The organism is Rhizobium lentis, assembly GCF_014200175.1.
In the GTDB taxonomy this organism is placed as follows: Bacteria; Pseudomonadota; Alphaproteobacteria; order Rhizobiales; family Rhizobiaceae; genus Rhizobium; species Rhizobium mulingense.
Window position 1 is genome coordinate 630,233 of sequence record NZ_JACHBD010000001.1, and the last position, 20,804, is coordinate 651,036.

Annotated in this window: 18 protein-coding genes and 1 other RNA gene; 5 read left to right on the plus strand and 14 right to left on the minus strand. The window is 61.3% G+C overall.

Going from position 1 to position 20,804, the window contains the following annotated elements:
* Position 1: 1 nt before the first annotated feature.
* The 13 genes from mraY to GGI60_RS03150 all read right to left on the minus strand — a co-directional run bounded on the left by mraY (position 2) and on the right by GGI60_RS03150 (position 13,476).
* Positions 2–1,102 carry a phospho-N-acetylmuramoyl-pentapeptide-transferase gene (mraY, locus tag GGI60_RS03090; RefSeq protein ID WP_183912686.1) on the minus strand — a complete coding sequence of 367 codons (1,101 nt, stop codon included), beginning with the start codon at positions 1,100–1,102 and terminating at the stop codon, positions 2–4.
* Between the two features lie 21 nt (positions 1,103–1,123).
* On the minus strand, positions 1,124–2,563 hold the full coding sequence (locus GGI60_RS03095; RefSeq protein WP_183912684.1) for a UDP-N-acetylmuramoylalanyl-D-glutamyl-2,6-diaminopimelate--D-alanyl-D-alanine ligase: 1,440 nt from the start codon (positions 2,561–2,563) through the stop codon (positions 1,124–1,126).
* Positions 2,560–4,080 carry a UDP-N-acetylmuramoyl-L-alanyl-D-glutamate--2,6-diaminopimelate ligase gene (locus GGI60_RS03100; RefSeq protein WP_183912682.1) on the minus strand — a complete coding sequence of 507 codons (1,521 nt, stop codon included), beginning with the start codon at positions 4,078–4,080 and terminating at the stop codon, positions 2,560–2,562. The genes GGI60_RS03095 and GGI60_RS03100 overlap by 4 nt, the downstream gene beginning before the upstream one ends.
* A gap of 6 nt (positions 4,081–4,086) precedes the next feature.
* Positions 4,087–5,844 (minus strand): penicillin-binding protein 2, encoded by a 1,758-nt coding sequence (locus GGI60_RS03105; RefSeq protein WP_183912680.1) that lies wholly within the window; start codon positions 5,842–5,844, stop codon positions 4,087–4,089.
* Complete coding sequence (locus tag GGI60_RS03110; protein WP_183912678.1) at positions 5,844–6,317, minus strand: hypothetical protein; 474 nt, start codon at positions 6,315–6,317, stop codon at positions 5,844–5,846. Before GGI60_RS03110 ends, GGI60_RS03105 begins: the two co-directional genes overlap by 1 nt.
* Position 6,318: 1 nt before the next feature.
* Positions 6,319–7,344, minus strand: coding sequence for a 16S rRNA (cytosine(1402)-N(4))-methyltransferase RsmH (gene rsmH, locus GGI60_RS03115; RefSeq protein ID WP_183912676.1), 1,026 nt, complete (start codon positions 7,342–7,344; stop codon positions 6,319–6,321).
* A 17-nt stretch (positions 7,345–7,361) separates the two neighbouring features.
* A complete protein-coding gene (mraZ, locus tag GGI60_RS03120) occupies positions 7,362–7,799 on the minus strand; it encodes a division/cell wall cluster transcriptional repressor MraZ (protein ID WP_246720288.1) in 438 nt (145 codons plus the stop codon).
* A 425-nt stretch (positions 7,800–8,224) separates the two neighbouring features.
* An RNA gene (rnpB, locus tag GGI60_RS03125) (RNase P RNA component class A) lies at positions 8,225–8,622 on the minus strand.
* A 51-nt stretch (positions 8,623–8,673) separates the two neighbouring features.
* Entirely contained in the window at positions 8,674–9,849 is a 1,176-nt protein-coding gene (locus GGI60_RS03130; RefSeq protein WP_183912672.1) for an NAD(P)/FAD-dependent oxidoreductase, read from the minus strand.
* Positions 9,850–9,860: 11 nt separating this feature from the next.
* Positions 9,861–11,045: an NAD(P)/FAD-dependent oxidoreductase gene (locus tag GGI60_RS03135; RefSeq protein ID WP_183912670.1), complete on the minus strand. Its 1,185-nt coding sequence runs from the start codon at positions 11,043–11,045 to the stop codon at positions 9,861–9,863.
* Between the two features lie 82 nt (positions 11,046–11,127).
* Positions 11,128–11,748, minus strand: a complete 621-nt coding sequence (locus GGI60_RS03140) for a lytic transglycosylase domain-containing protein (RefSeq protein ID WP_183912668.1) — start codon at positions 11,746–11,748, stop codon at positions 11,128–11,130.
* Between the two features lie 262 nt (positions 11,749–12,010).
* The gene (locus tag GGI60_RS03145) at positions 12,011–12,772 is read right to left on the minus strand and encodes an N-acetylmuramoyl-L-alanine amidase (RefSeq protein ID WP_183912667.1); all 762 of its coding nucleotides are present in this window, start codon (positions 12,770–12,772) and stop codon (positions 12,011–12,013) included.
* Positions 12,769–13,476, minus strand: a complete 708-nt coding sequence (locus tag GGI60_RS03150; protein WP_183912665.1) for a J domain-containing protein — start codon at positions 13,474–13,476, stop codon at positions 12,769–12,771. Before GGI60_RS03150 ends, GGI60_RS03145 begins: the two co-directional genes overlap by 4 nt.
* Before the next feature lie 479 nt (positions 13,477–13,955).
* On the opposite strand from GGI60_RS03150, the gene GGI60_RS03155 reads away from it, so the two are divergent.
* The 3 genes from GGI60_RS03155 (at position 13,956) to GGI60_RS03165 (ending at position 17,144) form a co-directional block, all read left to right on the plus strand.
* Positions 13,956–15,167: a pyrophosphate--fructose-6-phosphate 1-phosphotransferase gene (locus tag GGI60_RS03155; RefSeq protein ID WP_183912662.1), complete on the plus strand. Its 1,212-nt coding sequence runs from the start codon at positions 13,956–13,958 to the stop codon at positions 15,165–15,167.
* Positions 15,168–15,224: 57 nt separating this feature from the next.
* Positions 15,225–15,860, plus strand: a complete 636-nt coding sequence (locus GGI60_RS03160) for a LysE family translocator (protein ID WP_183912660.1) — start codon at positions 15,225–15,227, stop codon at positions 15,858–15,860.
* A gap of 333 nt (positions 15,861–16,193) precedes the next feature.
* Positions 16,194–17,144: a lytic transglycosylase domain-containing protein gene (locus GGI60_RS03165; RefSeq protein ID WP_183912658.1), complete on the plus strand. Its 951-nt coding sequence runs from the start codon at positions 16,194–16,196 to the stop codon at positions 17,142–17,144.
* A 30-nt stretch (positions 17,145–17,174) separates the two neighbouring features.
* Here the strand turns inward: GGI60_RS03165 and GGI60_RS03170 are convergent, their stop codons facing one another.
* On the minus strand, positions 17,175–18,599 hold the full coding sequence (locus GGI60_RS03170) for a serine hydrolase (RefSeq protein ID WP_183912656.1): 1,425 nt from the start codon (positions 18,597–18,599) through the stop codon (positions 17,175–17,177).
* A gap of 190 nt (positions 18,600–18,789) precedes the next feature.
* On the opposite strand from GGI60_RS03170, the gene GGI60_RS03175 reads away from it, so the two are divergent.
* Both GGI60_RS03175 and GGI60_RS03180 read left to right on the plus strand, forming a co-directional pair.
* Positions 18,790–20,034, plus strand: a complete 1,245-nt coding sequence (locus GGI60_RS03175) for a DUF3419 family protein (protein WP_183912654.1) — start codon at positions 18,790–18,792, stop codon at positions 20,032–20,034.
* Positions 20,031–20,705 carry a class I SAM-dependent methyltransferase gene (locus GGI60_RS03180; RefSeq protein WP_183912652.1) on the plus strand — a complete coding sequence of 225 codons (675 nt, stop codon included), beginning with the start codon at positions 20,031–20,033 and terminating at the stop codon, positions 20,703–20,705. Before GGI60_RS03175 ends, GGI60_RS03180 begins: the two co-directional genes overlap by 4 nt.
* Positions 20,706–20,804 lie beyond the last annotated feature (99 nt).

The window sequence follows — 20,804 nt, forward strand, 5'->3', positions numbered from 1 at the left end:
CTCACCGCAGCTTCAGCGTCGAGAGGCCGAGCATGGCAAGGCCGACGGCGATGATCCAGAAGCGGATCACCACCTGGCTTTCGGTCCAACCCTTCTTCTCGAAGTGATGGTGGATCGGCGCCATCAGGAAGACGCGCCGGCCGGTCATCTTGAAGAAGCCGACCTGGATGATGACCGACAGCGTCTCCATGACGAAGAGGCCGCCGATGATTGCCATGACGATCTCATGCTTGGTGGCGACGGCGACGGTACCGATCGTGCCGCCAAGCGCCAGCGAGCCGGTGTCGCCCATGAAGATGGCGGCCGGCGGCGCGTTGAACCAGAGAAAGCCGAGACCGGCCCCGATGACGGCGCCGAGCACGACAGCAAGCTCGCCGGTGCCGGGCACGAAATTGATCTGCAGGTAGTTCGCAAACACCACGTTGCCGGCGAGATAGGCGATGACGCCGAAGGAGGCGGCTGCGATCATCACAGGCACGATGGCGAGGCCGTCGAGCCCGTCCGTCAGGTTGACGGCGTTGCCGGCGCCGACGATGACGAAACCGCCGAAGACGACGAACATGATGCCGATATTGATCAGGAAGTCCTTGAAGAAGGGAAAAGCGATCGAGGAGCCGAAGGTCGAGCCGGCGGTCCCCGAGGCAAGAGCCGTGCGCATCATAAAGTAGACGGCGATGCCGGCGATGACGAACTCGATGCCGAGGCGGGCCTTGCCGGAAAAGCCCTTATGGCTCTGCTTCGTCACCTTGAGATAATCGTCGTAGAAGCCGATCGCGCCGAAACCCAGCGTCACCAGCAGGGTGGCGACGACATAGACGTTCGAAAGGTCGGCCCAGAGGAGCGAGGCCCCAACGATGCCGGCCAGGATCATCAGTCCGCCCATGGTCGGCGTGCCGGCCTTCTTGAAATGCGTCTGCGGCCCATCGGCGCGGATCGGCTGGCCCTTGCCTTGCCGGATGCGCAGCGAATTGATGATCGTCGGCCCGAACAGGAAGACGATCAGTGCGGAGGTGAAAAGAGCGGCGCCCGTGCGGAAGGTGATATATCTGAACAGATTCAGAAACTTGAAATATTCCGACAGTTCGACAAGCCAGATCAGCATTCAGGGCCCCTTGTTACCCGATCAAAGTTCGCGTTGCGTGTCGGCAAATGCCGGGAACTTGTCAAGAAGCGCGGCGACGATCTTGCCGAAACCGATGCCCAGAGACGATTTCACCATCAACACATCGCCCGGGACGACCGAGTTCAACACGTAGTCCGTCAATTCGTCCGTCTTTGCCCGGTATTCAACATGGACGCTTTCCGGCAGTGATTCCTTGAGCGCAGTCATGTCGGCGCCTGCAAGCCAGACATGTTCGATGCCGGCAGCAAGCAGCGGTCCGGCGAGATCGGCATGAACCTTCTCGGCATATTCGCCCATCTCGAGCATGTCGCCGAGCACGGCGATGCGGCGGCCGCGGCCGGTCGGCTCGGCGGCCGCCAGCAGCGCGATCGCCGCCCGCATCGAGGCGGGATTGGCATTGTAGCTCTCGTCGATCAGCGTGAAGCCGTCGTTGCCGCCGCCGATCGACAGGCGGTGACGCTTGCCCCTGCCCTTTTCCGGCTTCAGCGTCGCAAGCGCTTCGATTGCCTTGCCCATGTCCGCGCCGACGATCCTGACGACGCCGAGTGCTGCCAGCGCATTCTCCGCGATATGGCGGCCGGGCGCGCCGAGCGCGACCTCCAGCGTCTCGCCGCCGATCGTCAGCCACAGGGTTGAATTTTCGTCCGAGCCGTTGAATTCCGCCAGCCGAAATTCGGCCTTGGCATGCTGGCCGAAGGAATGAATATGCTCGATGCCGAGCGACTGCGCCGTGCGGTCGAGGAAATTGAACTGATCATTGTCGCGGTTGAGCACGACATGACCGCCGGGTTCTAGCCCCTCGAAAATCTCCGCCTTGGCGGCGGCGATCTCCTTGATGCTCTTGAAATTGCCGAGATGGGCCGGTGCGATCGTCGTGATCACGGCAATATCGGGGCGGATCATCGCCACCAGCGGCCGGATCTCACCCGGATGGTTCATGCCGACTTCGAAGACGCCGTAGTCCGTATCGTCAGGCATGCGCGCCAGCGTCAGGGGAACGCCCCAATGATTGTTGAACGAGGCAACAGACGCATGCACCTTGCCGGAAGGCGACAAAACCTGCCGCAGCATTTCCTTGGTGGTGGTCTTGCCGACCGATCCCGTCACCGCGATGATCCGGGCCTGCGAGCGCTCGCGCGACGCAAGGCCGAGTTTCCCAAGAGCCGCAAGCACGTCTTCCACGACGATCATCGGCACCGTCAGGCGGCCCATGGCGGGGAGCCTTGCCTCGCTGACGACAAGCAGGGAGGCGCCGTTCGCCATCGCCATCGACGCGTAGTCGTGACCGTCGACTCGGTCACCCTTGATGGCGAAGAAAGCTTCGCCTGATGTGATCGATCGGCTGTCGATGGAGATACCGGTGATGCCTTCGGGCAGCGTGCCGAAAGGGCGCCCCGCCATCGCTGCGATCATGTCGTCGGTCGTCCAGAGCCAGCTCACGATTTCAGTTCCTCCAACGCCTTGCGCACCTCCGCATGATCGGAGAACGGCAAGGTGACGGCGCCAATCGTCTGCCCTTCCTCATGTCCCTTGCCGGCAACGATCAGCGTATCGCCCGATTTCAGCATGGCGACCGCCTCGCGGATGGCGGTGGCGCGGTCAGCGATTTCCGAGGCGCAGGGCGCTGCTGCCATGATCTCGGCCCGGATCGCGGCCGGCTCCTCCGAACGGGGATTGTCGTCGGTGACGATCACGACATCGGCAAGACGGCAGGCTATTTCGCCCATGATCGGCCGCTTGCCGCGGTCGCGGTCGCCGCCGCAACCGAAGACGACGATGACGCGGCCGGTCGTGAATGGCCGGACCGAGTTCAACACGTTTTCCAGCGCATCCGGCTTATGGGCATAATCGACATAGGCGAGCGCGCCGTCCTTGGTATGCCCGACGAGCTCGAGCCGGCCGGAAGCTCCGACGAGTTTCTCGAGCGCGGCCATCGCAGCTTTCGGCTCGACGCCCGTCGACATGGCAAGGCCTGCGGCGACCAGTGCATTGGCGACCTGGAAATCGCCGGCCAGCGGAATGTCCACCTCGAAGATCTCGTCGCCGATATGGATCTCGGCAGTCTGCTTGTGACGGAAATGCTCGACGCGTTTCAGCGTGAGGTAATCGCCCTTGCGGCCGACGGTGCGCACATCGTGACCGGCATCGGCAGCGGCCCTGACCGCCTGCGCCGACCAGGCATCGTCGGCGAATATCACCGCCGGCGCACCCTTCGGCAGCAGCCTATCGAAAAGCCGCATCTTGGCGGCCATATAGGCCTCGACGGTCGGATGATAATCCATGTGGTCGCGGCCGAGATTGGTGAAGGCGGCGGCGGCAAGCTTCACGCCATCGAGCCGGCTCTGGTCGAGACCGTGGCTGGAAGCCTCCATCGACGCATGCGTGACGCCTTCGTCGGCAAGTTCGGCCAGGAGCTTGTGCAACGACACAGGATCCGGCGTCGTCAGCGCACCATATTCGTTGCGCGTCGGCGAAACCACGCCCGTTGTGCCGATCATCGCGGCCGCATGGCCTGCATGCGCCCAGATCTGCCGGGTGAACGAGGCGACGGAGGTCTTGCCCGCCGTGCCGGTCACTGCAACCATGGTATCGGGCTGGCTGCCGTAGAACCGCGCGGCGGCGATCGACAGGAAGCGGCGCGGCTCTTTAACCGCAAGCACCGGAATGGGAGCATCGACCGGCTGGGAGGCGATCACGACGGCAGCGCCGCGGCCGGCGGCATCGACGATGAAGCCCGCGCCGTCCGCCTTTGTGCCGGCGACCGCGATGAAGGCGTTGCCCGGCGCCACATGACGGCTGTCCGAAGACAGGCCTGAAATATCAAGCAGGCCTGCCGGGCCTTCGAGCTGTGCTTCAAGTTCCGGAAACTGATCTCCGGCCAGGTCTCGCAATTTCATCGAATGCACTTTTCCCTCTTGAAGCCGGTCCGCCCCTCGCGAATCGGCGTCGATATTCATTCACGCTCAATAAGACACCAGCAAGGCCGAACCACCTTCTCCGAATTTCGGCTCGATGCCGAGAATGGGAGCGGCGCGGCTGATGATCTCGCGGGCAATTGGGCCGGCGGTACCGGCGGAGATCGTTCCGCCATATTGTTTCTCGCCGGTCTTCGGCTCGTCGCAGAAGGTGATCACCGCATATTTGGGATCGTTGATCGGGAAGGCAGCGATGAAGGAGTTGAAGTTCAGCGTCGAGGAATAACGCCCGTTCACCACCTTGTCGGCCGTGCCGGTCTTGCTGCCGACGGCGAAACCGGGCACGCGCGCGACGCGCCCCGAGCCCTTGTAGCCGTTGAAATCAAGGAGATAGCGGACGGCGTCGCTGGTCGACTTCTTGAGGACCTGCGTGGCGATCTGATCGGCCTCTTCGCGCGTGCGCGGCAGGAATGTCGGCTCGATCAGCTTGCCGCCGTTAACGAGGGCGGCCGCCGCCACGCCGGTCTGCAGCGCCGTCGTCGAAACCCCGTGACCGAAGGAAATCGTGATCGAATTGATCTTCTTCCAGACGCGCGGCTGGCTCGGCATCTTCACTTCGGGCAGTTCGGTCTGCATCTTCGTCAGCAGGCCGAGCTTGGTAAGATAATCCTTCTGCGCGTCGATGCCGACAATGTCGATCACGCGCGCCGTGCCGATATTCGACGAATACTGGAAAATTTCAGGCACGGTCAACCAGCGGCGCTGCCCATGAAAATCGTGGATGGTGAAGCCGCCGATATAGATCGGCTTGCTGGCATCGAACGTATCGGTCATCTTCACCTTGCCGGTGTCGAGCGCCATTGCCAGCGAAAAGGTTTTGAAGGTCGACCCCATTTCGAAGGTGCCGTTGGTCATCCGGTTGAGCCAGCCCTCCTTGGCGCCCTCCTGCGGATCGTTCGGATCGAAATCCGGCGCCGATGCCATTGCCAGCACTTCTCCGGTATGCACGTCGATGACAGCTGCACCCGCACCCTTGGACTGGAAATTGTTTACGGCGTTGACGACCGCGTCCCGGACGATGTTCTGGACGCGCAGATCGATCGACAGCCGCACCGGCTCGAGCGGCTGATCGCTGGTCATGCCGACCGAGGCGAGATCGGCGAGCCCCTGGTCGTCGATGAACTTCTCCATGCCGGCAACACCGCGGTTGTCGATGTTGACGTAACCAAGAATGTGCGCGGCGGTCGATCCGCCCGGATAGAAGCGGCGCTTCTCCGGCCGGAAGCCGATGCCGGGAATACCGAGCGCCAGGATCTGGCTCTGCTGCTTTGGCGTCAGCTGCCGGCGCAGCCAGGCGAAATGCGATGTCTTGACCGAGAGTTTCTTGTAGGTGTCCTTGACGTCGAGCTCGGGCAGAACCGTTGCAAGCTTCTCGACCGCCTCGTCGGGATCGACGATCTTGTTCGGCTCGGCAAACAGCGAGACGGTGCGGATATCGGTCGCCAGCACCTCGCCGTTGCGGTCGAGAATGTCGGGGCGCGAGGCCATCAGCCGGTCGGGAGGCAGGATGCTGGAGACGACCTCCTGATCCTTCATCGCATATTCGACGAGGCGGCCGCCGATGACGACATAGACACCCATGAAACCGAGGATCAGCAGGCCGACACGGCTCTTCGCCTGTCCCGACTTCTTCTTGCGCGTCCCCTCGATCGCCACGCCGGCGGAGGGGCCGCCGAAACGATTATAGACGCCGGCGGAGAAATGCGCCTGGCTCTTCAAAACCATGATGCGGGAAAGAAACGACATTATTCCACCGACCCCGTTTCGATCTCCTCTGCTTCATCCTCGGCCTCGCCGCGCGGCGCGGCCTTTGGAACGGGCTGACCCTTGGCCGCCACGGTCGCGCCCTTGGCGCTGGCCGCGGTAGCGCTGGCCCCGGTCGCGCCTTTCGCGCCGGCTTTGGCCTCCGTCACATCAGGCACGGGAACCTCGGATTTCAGCATCGGCAATTCCTTGGCATGCACCAGCGCCGTCGATTCCGTCGGCTGCAGTTGCAGCTCGTCATTATAGGCTTTGACCAGCCGCTCCAGCCGGTTCGGCTGCGATTGCAGCGCCCAGTCGGCCTTGAGAAGGTCGATCGTATCCTTCTCCAGTTTGATTTCGGCTTCGAGGCGATGAACCTCCTCGAGCTTCAATTCGGCGCGGTGCTTGATCGTGTAGGTGATGGCGGCAGTTGCCGTCATGACGCCGATAAGCACGAGATCGAACGTTTTCAGCATATCAACCTCCAAGCTTTCCAAGGCTGGCAAGATTGGGAAAACCGAAGAGCGACATATCCGCAGCCTCCGCGGCGGCGTCCGTTCTTCGGCCGGCGCGCAACTTGGCAGAGCGGGCGCGCGGATTGGCCTCAGCCTCCGCCTCGCTTGCCGAAACCATCGACTTGCCCACAGCCGTAAAGGTTGCCGCCCGCTCAAGTGCGGCCGGCAGGTGCCGCGAACCCGATGCCTTGCCGGCGCGATCGGAAAAGAACTTCTTGACGATGCGATCTTCGAGCGAATGGAAGGTGACGACGACGAGCCGCCCACCGGGCTTCAACACCGCTTCTGCCGCAAACAATGCCTGCGCGAGTTCGGCGAGTTCATCATTGACAAAGATGCGAAGTGCCTGAAAGACGCGCGTCGCCGGATGGATTTTGTCTTTCATCTTGCGCGGCGTGACCTGTTCGATGAGGCCGGCGAGATCGCGTGTCGTCTCAAATGGCTTTTCGACGCGGCGCTTCTCGATCGCATGTGCGATGCGCGGCGCCTGACTCTCCTCACCGAGAAAATGGAAAATGCGGATGAGATCGGAGACCTTGGCGCGGTTGACCACATCGGCGGCCGAAACACCTGTCGCCGACATGCGCATGTCGAGCGGACCGTTCTTCTGAAAGGAGAAGCCGCGCTCGGCCTCGTCGATCTGCATCGAGGAAACGCCGATATCGAGCACGACGCCGTCGAGGCCGCCTTTCGGCGCATGATCGGCCAGATGCGAGAACTGCGAATGAACGAGCTTGAGATGGCCGCCATGGGCGGCAACCATCGCCTGGCCCGCCGCAATCGCCGTCGGATCGCGGTCGAGCGCAATCACCTCGGCGCCGGCAGCAAGAATGGCCGACGTATAGCCGCCCGCACCGAATGTACCGTCGAGGATGAGTTTGCCGGGCGCCGGCGCCAGCGCCGCGAGAACCTCATCAAGAAGAACCGGAATGTGACGAACCGGTCCGCCGCCGGCATCAGTTGAACCTCCGCCAGGATTCGCCGCCATTCCGTTCCCTCGCTCTTTCAGGAACGCTTGCCCGCCAGCTTGCGCTCCCCTCGTGCCTGCGTCTGCGCAGCCATAAAAGCCTGCGGCTGCCAGAGCTGAAAATGATCTGCCCGACCGACGAAGGTCACTTCGTCCGAGATACCGGTGAAGCCGCGGATGAAATCCGTGACCATCAACCGCCCCTCGGCATCGAGCCGCATGAAGACCCCGCCCCCGTGAATTAGAAGCGACATCTCGTTCGCATCCGGCGAAAACGGATCCTCCGCAGCAATCTGCCGTTCGAATCTTTCGAGAAGATCCGGACCGCCGACACTGATCGCCGGAAACACAAAGTCCTGGAAGCAATAGAGCTCCCGGACATTGCGCTGCGCCAGCACGGAACGAAACGCCGAAGGCACGGAAACCCTGCTCTTGGCATCGATCCTGTTGGTCGCATTCGAGAGGAAGCGGCTCATCACACGAAACATCCGTTCCCGCAGGGATCCGGACCAAAAGACGCCCGAAACCCCCAATATCAGGCACAGCTTCGCAAGCCGGATGAGTAAAAACCCCTCCGACGTTTCCAGAGAGGAAGACGCCTTTGCTTTGCGATGAATGGGCAGGTGATTGCCCTGATGCAGTGCATGTTTGGGATAGCATGGGACCATATGGGCGTCAATGGGATGCGCCTGTTTTGCAATAGACGCATGATCAAAAATTTATAAGCCGTTAAGTTTAACAAAGGGTTAGGATCACCCTCCCGCAAGAGACGCGCGACGGTGCTTTCGCAAAAGCAATTTTCGCGCAGAGGATTACATGAGCATCCGCTTGAAAACTGTCGATTTCAGCGGCTTACCTGAGATGATTCGTCAAATCGGAGGTTTTCGCGCCACGAAAGTTAATCGCCAGTTGGCCTGTAAGCCGGGTTCTGTATGGCTCCGGCGTGAACCGGAACGTGGCAGCCATTCCTCTGGGACAGCGTTCGCACGCTGCCTCGCGCAACCCACCCGGATGACTGGCCTGGAAACCGGCCGGAAGGCCTTTCGGCCCGCCACGTCATCCCTATTCGGTCTTGCTCCCGGTGGGGTTTACCGTGCCATATCCGTTGCCGGAAATGCGGTGGGCTCTTACCCCACCCTTTCACCCTTACCTGTCATGACAGGCGGTTTGCTTTCTGTGGCACTTTCCCTGAGGTCGCCCTCGCCGGACGTTATCCGGCACCGTGTCTCCGTGGAGCCCGGACTTTCCTCACCCTACCGCCTTTCGGCATTGGTAAAGCGCGGCTGCCCGGCCAACTGGCAGGGCTCCCATAAACGAGAGAGAGCGCAATTTCCATCAAAAATGATAGTTTCAGGAAAATTGCGGTGTGAAATCCGTGGAATAGCCCTGCTGGCTGATCCTGCCTGACAAAAGCAGCTCCGCCCCGAGCCGTCCGATTTCGTCCGAACTCTTGGCCGACGTGCCGGCACAACCCGTCAGCACGGCAATGGCAGGCGACGAGGTGTAGCCGATCATTGGGTAGCCGCTTTCCGTATAGGACACCACGCAGGCGGCCGTCGAAATCGAAAGCGGCGCCAGCTCGGGTACCAAGTCGGCAGCGATGCGCTGAAGATGCGTCCGCACGGTTGCGCGCCCCTCCGTTCTGAACCAGGCGCGTATCTCCGCCTCGTCACCGAGCACCAGATCGTCCGGATCGCCGCCGATCTTCAGATAGAATTTGCCGTCGGGATAACGGATCGGCGGCAGCAGATAGATATGGATGCCGGGCATATCGAGAATGAGCGACGGCATGGTTGCGAGACGCTCGGCATCGGCCTCGCTCACCTCGAAAAGCGTGACCGTCCGGCCATAAACCGTCATAGCAACGGGACGCGGCAACAGATTCTCCGCAATGGAAAATCCGCCCGCGGCGAGCAGCACCTTTTCAGCGCGATAGGTCAGGCCACCGGCAGTTCTGACGACAGCCGACCCGCCCTCCTCGCGGATGGAAACGGCATGGTCGGGGATGACGGCGGCACCCGCCTTTTCCGCCAGCAGCGACTGCGCCTTGACCAGCTTGCGCGGGCTGATATGTCCGGCACCCCTCGCCTCGAAAACCCCGGCGCAGTCATCGGGAAAGGCAAAGAAAGGAAAGGCGGCCTTCAGCCCCGCCTGGTCGAGAAGGCTGGTTTCGATGCTGAGCGAAACGGCGGCCTGCCGCGTCTCCTCGAGGTATTCGCTTCCACCAAGCGCGGCGACGACGCAGCCGACCTCGCGATAAAAATCGATGCCGCTGTCGCGAGCGATCTCGCCATAACGGCCGATCGAGCGGTTGGCGAGCAGAGCCCAGTTGCCGTTGGGATCGATGGTGCGGGTGATGCGTCCCTCGTCGTAATGGCTGGCGAAGACGCCCTGATGTGCCTTGCGATCGGCCGGCTCGTCCGGGCCGATCACCGCCACGCCATCCACTTGGCGCGCCAGATGCCGCGCGGCTGCAGCTCCCATCAACCCGCGGCCGACGACAATATATTTGAAATCGACTGCCATGATGCTCCCTTTCAGGCAAAGACCGGCGTCAGTTCGCCGCCGAAATCCGTGTCGCCAAGCCGCCCTTCAGTCAGAAGCACCGCTCCCAATCGTCCAAGCTCGTCGGAGGATTTGGCGGCGACGAAATTGCCGCCGGTCAGTACCGCGATGCGCGGCGACTGCGTATACCCGACGTACGGATAACCGGTCGGCGTGAAATTCGCCACGCACGGCCCTGATGTCACCGGGCAGCCGGCAAGCGCCGGCATCAGTTGCAGGGCGATGCGGCAGAGATGATCGCGCTCGGCAGCGCTGCCGTCGGAACGGAACCACGCGCCGGCATCCTCCAGCCGATTGATGGAAAGCATCTCGGTATCGCCGCCGAGCTTCAGATAGATTTTGCCGTCGGGATAACGCACCGGCGGCAGAATATAAATGTGATCCTCTTCGCGGTCGCCGAGCACGATCGTCGACGGCATGTCCCCGAAGACCGCCATCTCGCGCTCACCGATTTCATAGAAAACGACGGTGCGCGCCATCACCTTGGTGTCGACGGGACGCGGCAGCAGCGCATGGAAATTGCTGAAGCCGCCAGCCGCCACCAGCACCCTCTCGGCGCTGTAGCGTCTTCCGTCGATCGTCACCTCGACATGGGTACCGGTGTCGCGCACGGATGTCGCGGTTGCCTCGATCAGCGTAACACCACCCTGTTCCGCGAGCATAGCCTGGGCGCAAACGAGCGCCCGCGGATTGATATAGCCGGCGCGCTTGCGTTCGAAATAGCCGCTGAAATCGGCACCGACGGCAAGATAGGGAAAGCGCCGCGAAAGGTCCGACGATGCGATGGTCTCGATGTCACTGCCGAGCGTCCGGCTGACGGTCAACGCCCGATCGATATAATCCTGCTCGCTCTTGTCAGGGGCCGCAAAGAGGCAGCCGACTTCCGAAAAGAAGGAAATGCCGCTCCTTGCCTCGATCGCACGGTAGCGGTCGAGCGCGCGGGCGGCGAAACTTCCCCAGGCCAGATTGCCGTCGAATGTCCGCGTGATGCGCGCCTCGTCGTAATGGCTGGCGAAAACGCCCTCATGCGATTTGCGCTCAGCCGGCTCTCGCGGACCAATCAGCGCGATGCCGTCGGCCATTGAAGAGAGATGTCGCGCGGCCGCGGCACCCATCATGCCGCGTCCGATGATGATGAACCTGAAATCGACTGCCATATCCCACCTCGCTAAATCCCAGCGATACCATGGCAATCATCTTGAATCATCCAGCTCTTTGTCAGGGATAAGCGCTTCAGGCTTAGAGCATTGCGAGAACCTTGCCGCAATAGGACTTGGACACCGGGTTCATGCGCGTGGCGCCATGACCGGCATTGTATTTGAGGATGGTGTTGCAGGTCTCGCCACCACCGAGATCATGGGCGGCAGCCAGATATTTCATGCCGTACTTGATGTTGGTTTCCGGATCGAACAGGCCCTTGGCGCTCCCGGAATAGCCCATCATGCGGGCAGTTGCAGGCTTTATCTGCATCAGGCCGATTTCACCGTGGCTGCCGCGCGCATTCGGATTGAAATTGCTTTCGATACGGATGACAGCGGTCGCAAGCGCAACCGGTACATCATATTGATTCGCATATTTGCTGATCAGTGCGGAATAGGAATTGCCGGAAACATCGGCGACGGGATAACCGCTCTGGCGCTCGACCGTCTTCAGTGTGCGTTCAGCCGTCTTGAGCGGACGCTTCGCCGGCTTGACCGAACGCTCCGCTTTCTTCAACGGGCGCTCTATCTTCTTCGAAGGTCGCTCGACTTTCTTCACCGGCGCATCAGCTCGCACACCCCAATCATTCGCAAAGGCAAAGCTATTTCCGGCCAGCACCATGCCAACGCATGTTGCAGCAACAACAATCAGTTTTCTCATGTAGTCTTGAACACTCCGACCCAAAGAATTTCCGGACGGCGCGCCTCGCTGTCATAATGAATACCAGATCAATGACCGATCTGGATTCGCGGCAATTCTTATCGTTTCACATAGCGCCCGTGGTTTAACTCGAAAACAACCCCGAGTACCGCTTGGCGGAGGTTCTTAGACCATCGCAATGAGGAGATAATAGGGAAATGATGTGGCAGGCCGAATTTCGCGCTGCAGTGCGAAATTCGGCGTTTCATCAATTGTCGAGGAATCAGGAATAACGCGGCAAAGCTGACAATAGCCGGTGCAACGTGTCGATCGTTGAGAAATCGGCGATGCCATCTATCCGTTCGGGCCGAAAATGCCGCTGGAAGGCTTCCACGTCGCCTGCCGTCTTTTCTGAAAATTGCCCTGTGATTTCAGTGTTATAACCATAGAGCGACAGCATCGACTGCAGTGCTTCGACGGGTTGGCCGGCATCGCCGCGCTGGAAGAAGCGTCCGCCGGTGATCGTTGCCGGCTCGACCCAGTGCCCGATACCTGCCCGGTGGAGCTCCGCCCAGGGGAACTTTTCACCCGGATCGACCTTGCGAATCGGGGCGACATCGGAATGCCCAAGCACCCGTTCCGGCGCGATCGACCAACGTTTGACACAGTCCCGACACAATTCGATCACCGCCGCGATCTGCTCTTTCGGATAGTCGGGTAGGCCGCCGGGATGGCCGGCATTGGCGATCTCAATTCCGATCGACAGCGAATTGATGTCGCTCTCCCCATGCCAGCTGCTCTTCCCGGCATGCCACGCCCGCCTGCCCTCCGGCACGAGTTGGATTACCTCGCCGCCCTCATGCACGAAATAGTGGCTGGAGACCTGGCTTTCGGCGCAACAGAGCCAGTCGAGCGCGCCATCCGGTGTCGGCATGCCGGTATAGTGCAGCAAGATCATATCCGGGAGACGCCCGTCGGCCCGCTCTCCGTGATTGGGCGACGGCCGGACGCAAGCTCCCGCGTAATCCGCCTCGAAGGAGGTCATGCGGCGCGGCGTTCCTTCTCGATTGCCGCATAGGCTGCGTTGAGTGCCGCCATGCGCTCATTGGCAATCACATGGAATTCCTTCGGCACGCCGCGCGAAATCAGTCGATCTGGATGATGTTCGCTGACGAGACCGCGGTAACGGCGGCGGATCGTCGGAAAGTCGTCGGAAGGCGACACGCCGAGCACCTTGTAGGGATCACCACCGGACGAGACATGGCGAGCGGCGATCTGCTCGAAGCGGGTCTCGCTCATCTGGAAGATCGCGCCGATGTGATTGAGGAAATTCAATTCCTTCTCATGAATCAGTCCGTCGGCCTTGGCGATATGAAAGAGGCCGTCGAGCACGTCTTCCAGCACCGTGCAATTGGCCGCACAGGTAATGCAGAGCGTCGAGAGACGTTCGGCATAGGCCTCATAACCGGCGACATCCTGACGCGCGAGATTATAAAGTCTGGCGACGTTCTTTGCTTGATCCTGCGGAAACTCGAAGATTTCCCGGAAAGCCTCGACCTCCTTCTCGCTGACGATACCGTCGGCCTTGGCCATCTTCGCCGAGAGCGCGATGATCGCCACCGAGAAAGCGACCTTCCGTCGTGTCTCCGGATCGCCTTCGAAAACCGTGCGGATGGCCTCGACCACCGCGGACAGCGCATTGCCCGCAGTGTTGCCAATGGCATTCACCAGCTTTTCCCAAAAGGACATCGAAAATCTCGCGTACTTATCAACCTATAAGAAACAGCTTGACCAAAGAATCGTAGCCTTTGCAAGGCGACGATTGGTCCCAAGCGCGAACACAGTTTTCACGATTTGGTAATTGTCGCACCGCAACAAACGCTTCCCCCCTTCGATTGGGGAATGGCGCCCCCTGCCCCACCGGTCTCACCTGGCTCCCGACGCGACGCCGAAATTTCCACAACAGTTCTCGGTCCGCGTATCGGGCTTGAAACGATTATATCAGCTCTTCCGCCCACAAAGCGTGAAAAGGCGTCGTTTTTCGTAAATTCTTTACTTTACAGGCCCCTTTCCCTGCCGCATCCATGCGCTGATGCATGTCGCCCGGAACTCTACGGCGGCACCGGGACACGGCATGCACAAGCAACAGGCAAACGCATCGCATGAACGAAGGTCGATGCGATGCGCCTTAGCCAGCGCCGCCGCATCGAAACGCCATAGGAGGAATCATGGCCAAGCAGAAAGTTGCAATGCTGACCGCCGGAGGCCTCGCACCCTGTCTTTCCTCCGCCGTCGGCGGCCTCATCGAACGCTACAGCGACGTTGCGCCCGAGCTCGATATCGTCGCCTATAAGTCCGGCTACCAGGGCGTACTGCTCGGCGACAGCATCGAGATCACCCGTCAGATGCGTGAACAGGCGCCGCTGCTGCACCGCTATGGCGGCTCGCCGATCGGGAACAGCCGCGTCAAGCTCACCAATGCCGCCGATTGCGTCAAGCGCGGCCTCGTTAAGGAAGGCGAGAACCCGCTGAGGGTCGCCGCCGAACGCCTTGCCGATGACGGGATCACCATTCTCCACACGATCGGCGGCGACGACACCAACACCACAGCCGCCGACCTTGCGGCCTACCTCGCCGCCAACGGCTACGATCTGACCGTCGTCGGCTTGCCGAAGACCGTCGACAACGATGTCGTGCCGATCCGCCAGTCGCTGGGTGCCTGGACGGCCGCCGAAGTTGGCGCCCATTTCTTCGACAACGTCGGCAACGAGCAGACCGCCGCCCCACGCACCCTCGTCATCCACGAGGTCATGGGACGCCATTGCGGCTGGCTGACGGCCGCCACCGCTCGCGCCTATCTCCAGCGCACCAGCCGCAATCAATATGTCGACGGCCTGATGATGGATGCGCAGCTGAAGGGTATCGACGCGGTCTATCTGCCCGAAATGGCGTTCGATCTCGATGCCGAGGCCGCCCGGTTGAAGGAGGTCATGGATCGCACCGGCCATGCCACCGTCTTCGTGTCGGAAGGCGCTTGCCTCGACGCCATTGTCGCCGAGCGCGAAGCCGCCGGCGAGACCGTTAAACGTGATGCCTTCGGCCACGTAAAGATCGACACGATCAACGTCGGCGCATGGTTCCAGAAGCAGTTTGCCAGCCTCCTGAACGCCGAGCGTTCCCTCGTGCAGAAATCGGGCTATTTCGCCCGGTCGGCGCCGGCGAACGGCGACGACCTCAGGCTGATCCAGAGCATGGTCGATCTTGCCGTCGAAAGCGCACTCAATAAAGTGTCCGGCGTCACCGGCCATGATGAATCGCAGAATGGTAAATTGCGCACTATAGAATTCCCACGCATCAAGGGCGGGAAGGCTTTTGACCTTTCGACGGCATGGTTTGCCGAAGTCATGGACAATATAGGCCAGAAATACAAAGAAGCATGATTGACGGACGGTTAATAAGGTGTCTTTGCTTGTCCCTGAGGAATGGGAGGAGACACCATGTCGTTTGAAGCCTGGCTCGCTTTTGCAGCCGCATCCGCCATTATGCTGGCCATACCGGGACCGACGATACTGCTCGTCGTCTCATATGCGCTTGGCCATGGACGCAGGATGGCGTTTGCGACGGTGAGCGGCGTGGCGCTCGGCGACTTCACCGCGATGACGGCTTCACTCTTCGGTCTCGGCGCCGTCCTTGCCGCCTCTGCCGCTCTTTTCACTGTCCTCAAGTGGATCGGCGGCGCCTACCTGATATGGCTCGGAATCAAGCTCTGGCGGGCTCCCGTCATCGGTGAGCCGGTTGCCGACAACGACAATCTTCCGGAGGAAAGATCGCTCAGGATTTTCCTCCACGCCTACGTCGTCACCGCACTCAATCCGAAGAGCATCGTCTTCTTTGTCGCCTTCGTGCCGCAGTTTCTCAACCCGGCCCTTCCCTTCTTCGGGCAGATGGCAATCATGGAAGCGACCTTCCTCGTGCTGGCAATCCTCAACGCTTCCACCTACGCATTCCTCGCCCATAGCGCGCGCGGACTGATTCGCAAGGCGAGCGTCCAGCGCGCCGTAAACCGAACAGGCGGCACCCTGCTGATCGCTGCCGGCGCCGTGACGGCCGGCTATCGCCGTATTGCGGCTTAGAGCCTTTCCCAGTCAGATTACAGCATTCTGCCGGAGCAGGTTTTTGTCAGGGCAGAGGCGATTGGCGATGGGCATCCCCTGGTATGTGCGAGCCGATCGCCTCTGATCCTGGCGAAGATGCCTGACCCTTCAGGTTGGCTGATACGAGCCGGGGCCGGTCGCATCCGCCTCCCTTTGAGCCAACAGAGTGATGCAATCTGACCGGGAACGGCTCTAAAAATTTTCCGTGGTTGCCGGAATGCCACGAATACGTTAATGGGGTCGGCAGGGTTTAAGCTTTTTAGTAACTTTTATAACGCTGCTGGGGCGGCGCGATTTCACGAAAGTGACGGAATGGTAGCGATCGGATTGTCCGGCCTGAAACGCAGTCTTGTCGTTGCTACGGTGCTCTGCTGCGGCGTGATGACCGGCTGCACGAGCGTCGAATACACCTCTCAGGCCGAATTGACCGCCGCTCAGACTGTCGTGCCGACACCCAAACCCGGCGAAGACGCCACACTGGCCGCAATCCCGACGGCCGAGGGTGCAGTTGGCCAGGCGGTCGCGGGCGCCATGCTTCCGCAAACGCAGACATCCCCCTCGCTGACCGCAGCGGCAATGCCGACGGTTACGGCGTCTCAGCCCGCCGATCTCACTATGCAGGCAGGTATACAGCCGGCAGCCTATGCGCAAATCCCGCTGACGCCCGAGATGACGGCGATCCAATCCGTCGTGCCAACGCCGCGTCCGGTGACCCCGGCACAGCCGGCGACGCAGCTTGCCTTTGCCGCGACGCCACAGAACAATGCGCTTGCAGCGCTTGCGGCAGTCGACACGACGCCGCGTTCCAGCATGGATTACGGCTTCGACGAGTCAGGGCCGATCGATCCGCCGACGGCTCCGCCAATGTTCAGCGATGACGATAAGGACGACGCGCCGACCGTCGAGAAGAGTTTCGTCACCAAGCTCATCCAGAAATATTCGAAGATTTATGCAATTCCCGAGACGCTGCTCCACCGCATCGTCCATCGCGAGAGCCGCTACAATCCGAAGGCTTACAACAGGCGCGGCTATTTCGGCCTTATGCAGATCAAGTATAATACTGCCAAATCGATGGGCTATGACGGTGCGCCGGGCGGCCTCTTCGATGCCGAGACCAACATCAAATATGCCGCGAAATATCTGCGTGGCGCCTGGCTCGTCTCCGACAACAAGGAAGATGATGCCGTCCGCCTCTATGCGCGGGGCTATTATTATGACGCCAAGCGCAAGGGGATGAACGACATTGCCCAGGGCAATTACTAATAACCACAAAAACGGATTCGATGCTGCCGCCTATGGCTGCGTCTCGACCTGCCGCTCTGATCCGGCCTGCTGTTGCGGCACCCGCGATTGCGGCGACGCCCCCAGGACCGCCTTGAGAAGCGCCTGCGGCTGATAGCCGAGCCAGCCCGGCGTCAGGCCCAGCCGGACGACGACCAGATTGGCGGAAGGCACGATCGCCATGCTTTGCCCGTCATGCCCCGTCAGCCAGAACGTATCCTCCGGCAGCCCGAACGCGGCGTTCGAGCTGCCGGGCGCAAGCCACGCCTGGCCTTGCGTATAGCGGCCGTTCGACGCTGCCGTCGGCGTCCGCATGGCGCCGACGAACCCCTCCGGCAGCAGTCGCCGGCCATTCCAGACACCATCCTGCAGCAGGAACTGTCCGAAGCGCGCCCAGTCATGCGCCGTCGCGTAGAGATAGGAGCTTCCGACAAAGGTGCCGCGCGCGTCGAGTTCGAAGACGGCGCTGCTCATGCCGAGCGGGAAGAAGAGCGCGTCATGCGGATAAGAAAGGGCTGCTTGCGCATTGCCGACCTTGTTCATCCAGATGCGTGACAAGAGTACCGCCGTGCCGCTCGAATAGCGGAAGCGCTGACCGGGTGCCGCCTCCATCGGCGCATTGGCCGGCAGCGATACCATGTCGGGATCGAGATAAAGCATACGCGTCACATCGGCGACGCTGCCATAATCCTCATTGAAGGCAAGGCCGCTCTCCATGCCGAGCAGGTCGGAGACCTTGATCCTGGAGCGCTGATCGTCCTTCCATTGCGCCATCAAGTGATCGTCGTCGAAGGAAACCTTTCCATCGAGCATCAGCCGGCCGAGGATGGCTGCGTTCACCGTCTTCGTCATCGACCAGCCGATTAGCGGCGTCTTCGCCGAAAATCCGCGGCCATAGGCTTCGGCGACGATACGGCCGTCGCGCACCACCACGATCGCCCGCATCGCCGGGCCGGCAAAGCGGGCATTGGCCAGCACCGCGGCGATCTTGGCATCCGGCTGATTGCCGCTGCCCTCGCCTTGCGGCCATACCGCGTCGCTCGCCTGCATCTTGGCCGGTGCATCGAACGGCACCGCGTTCATCGCCGCCTCGAAATTGCCATCCGGCACGCTGGTGCAGCCGAGACTGCCGCGATAGAGCGCATAACTCGATGCGAACAGCCCCATGAAGCGCGCCGTCACCCGGCCGCTGTCGCGCTCGACACTGACGCGCACCAGCCTCAGCAGCGGATTTCCCGGCGCCTGGACGTCGTCATGCAGCACATCGTCGGCATCCCGGCCAGCAATGAAGACATTCGAGCAGACGATCTTGGCGGCGTAGCCATCCCCGACGCGCAACAGCTCCGGCGGCCGGGCGACGAGCCAGCCGGTCCCGGCGGCGATGATGAGAACCACAAGGAGAGCAAGCGCCTTCAGGATACGCAGCACAAATCGCATGGCATTCCTCCATGACGGGAGAGAAGCAGGAATTGCGCCGGTCGGAAAGGGGCCGGCGCGAAGAAGGAGCGCCATTCCGATCACTCTTCATTGATGCCGGAGGCCTCCCGAACCGGCGCCCACAGCCCGCGTCATCAAACTGTAGCAGTGGCGCGCTACACGCCCTGAACGCTAAAAAGGTGACAGACTCATGTCAGAATTTGCACCGGATGCCGGCTTCCGCAAGAACCGGAAACTTAAGGACGCCCTTCTCCGCCACAAGGCTTTTTCGAAGGAAGGTTTTTCCGAGCGTCTCTTCGGCCTCCTCTTCTCCGGCCTCGTCTACCCGCAGATCTGGGAAGATCCGGATCTCGACATGCAGGCGATGGAGCTGAAGCCCAACCATCACATCGTCACCATCGGCTCCGGCGGCTGCAACATGCTCGCCTATCTCTCCAAGGCGCCGGCCTCGATCGACGTCGTCGATCTCAACCCGCACCATATCGCGCTGAACCGTCTGAAGCTTGCCGCCTTCAAGCATCTGCCGGACCATGCCGACCTCGTCCGCTTCCTGGCGATGCCGAACGAAAAGTCGAACAGCCGCGCCTACGACCGGCATCTTGCCGCCAGGCTCGACGAGGCGACCCGCAGCTACTGGAACGGCCGCAAGTTCGGCCGCCGCCGCGTCACCGTCTTCGACCGCAACATCTATGAAACCGGCCTGCTCGGCCGCTTCATCGGCGCAGCCCACCTTCTTGCCCGCCTGCACGGCGTCAAGCTGCGCGATATGACCAAGACGCGCTCGATCCGCGAGCAGCGCCAGTTCTTCGATGAGCAGATCGCGCCGCTTTTCGAAAAGCCAGTCGTTCGCTGGATTACCGGCCGCAAGAGTTCGCTCTTCGGCCTCGGCATTCCGCCGCAGCAATATGACGAACTTGCAAGCCTCGCCGCCGATCATTCGATCGCGCCGGTGCTGAAGCACCGCCTGGAAAAGCTCGCCTGTCACTTCCCGATGCGCGATAACTATTTCGCCTGGCAGGCCTTTGGCCGCCGCTACGGCATGCAAGAAGAAGGCCCGCTGCCGACCTATCTGAGGCCGGAGCACTATGAGGTAATCCGCGCCAATGTTGACCGCGTCAACGTTCACCACGCAAGCTTCACCGAGCTTCTGGCCCGCGAACCTGCCGCCTCGCGCGACCGCTACATCCTGCTCGACGCGCAGGACTGGATGACCGACGGGCAGTTGAACGACGTCTGGCGGGAAATCACCCGCACGGCGCGCGACGGCGCCCGGGTAATCTTCCGTACCGCCGCCGAAAAGAGCGTCATTGAAGGCCGCGTGTCTCCGTCGATCCGCGACCAGTGGGACTATTTCGAAGAGAAGTCCCGCGAACTGACCGCGCTCGATCGCTCGGCGATCTATGGCGGCTTCCACATTTACGGGAAAAAGGCGTGAGCGAGATCGGCACCGAGACGGCGGGAATGAGCGACGAACATGCCAGCCTGATGGATGGCATGTACCGCTACCAGCGCCATATCTACGACCTGACGCGCAAGTATTACCTTCTCGGCCGCGACAGCACGATCCGCAATCTTGACGTGCCCGAGGGCGGCACCATGCTCGAAGTCGGCTGCGGCACCGGCCGCAACATGGCCTTCGCTCACAGGCATTTTCCGGCCGCCAAGCTGTTCGGCCTCGACATTTCCCAGGAAATGCTGATTTCGGCCCGCAAGACCTTCGCCACCAAGTCGACGATTCCGGAATTCCGCGTCGCCGACGCCACGGCCTTTACGCCGCGCGAATTCGGCGTCAGCGGTTTCGACCGCATCCTGATCTCCTATGCCCTGTCGATGATCCCGGACTGGGAGCGCGCCCTCGATGCGTCGATCGCCGCGCTCAATCCCGGCGGCCAGCTTCATATCGTCGATTTCGGCCAACAGGAAGGTCTGCCGCGCTGGTTCCGCCGCATGCTGCAGTCCTGGCTTCCAAAATTCCACGTCACCCCGCGCTCCGATCTGCGGGAGGTTCTGGAAGCGCTGGCTGAGGAGCACAATGCGCGGTTGTCGTTCGAAACCGTCGGCGGCGGTTATGCCTGGCGGGCGGCTATTATCAGCAAGCGCGCATAATTCGCTTGAAACTAACCGATTTTTTACGTTGATATGGTGAAAAGAGGGTTATTCCCTCTGCGGGACTCGTCTTTTTCGAAGGTCAGGCTGTGGGGCAAA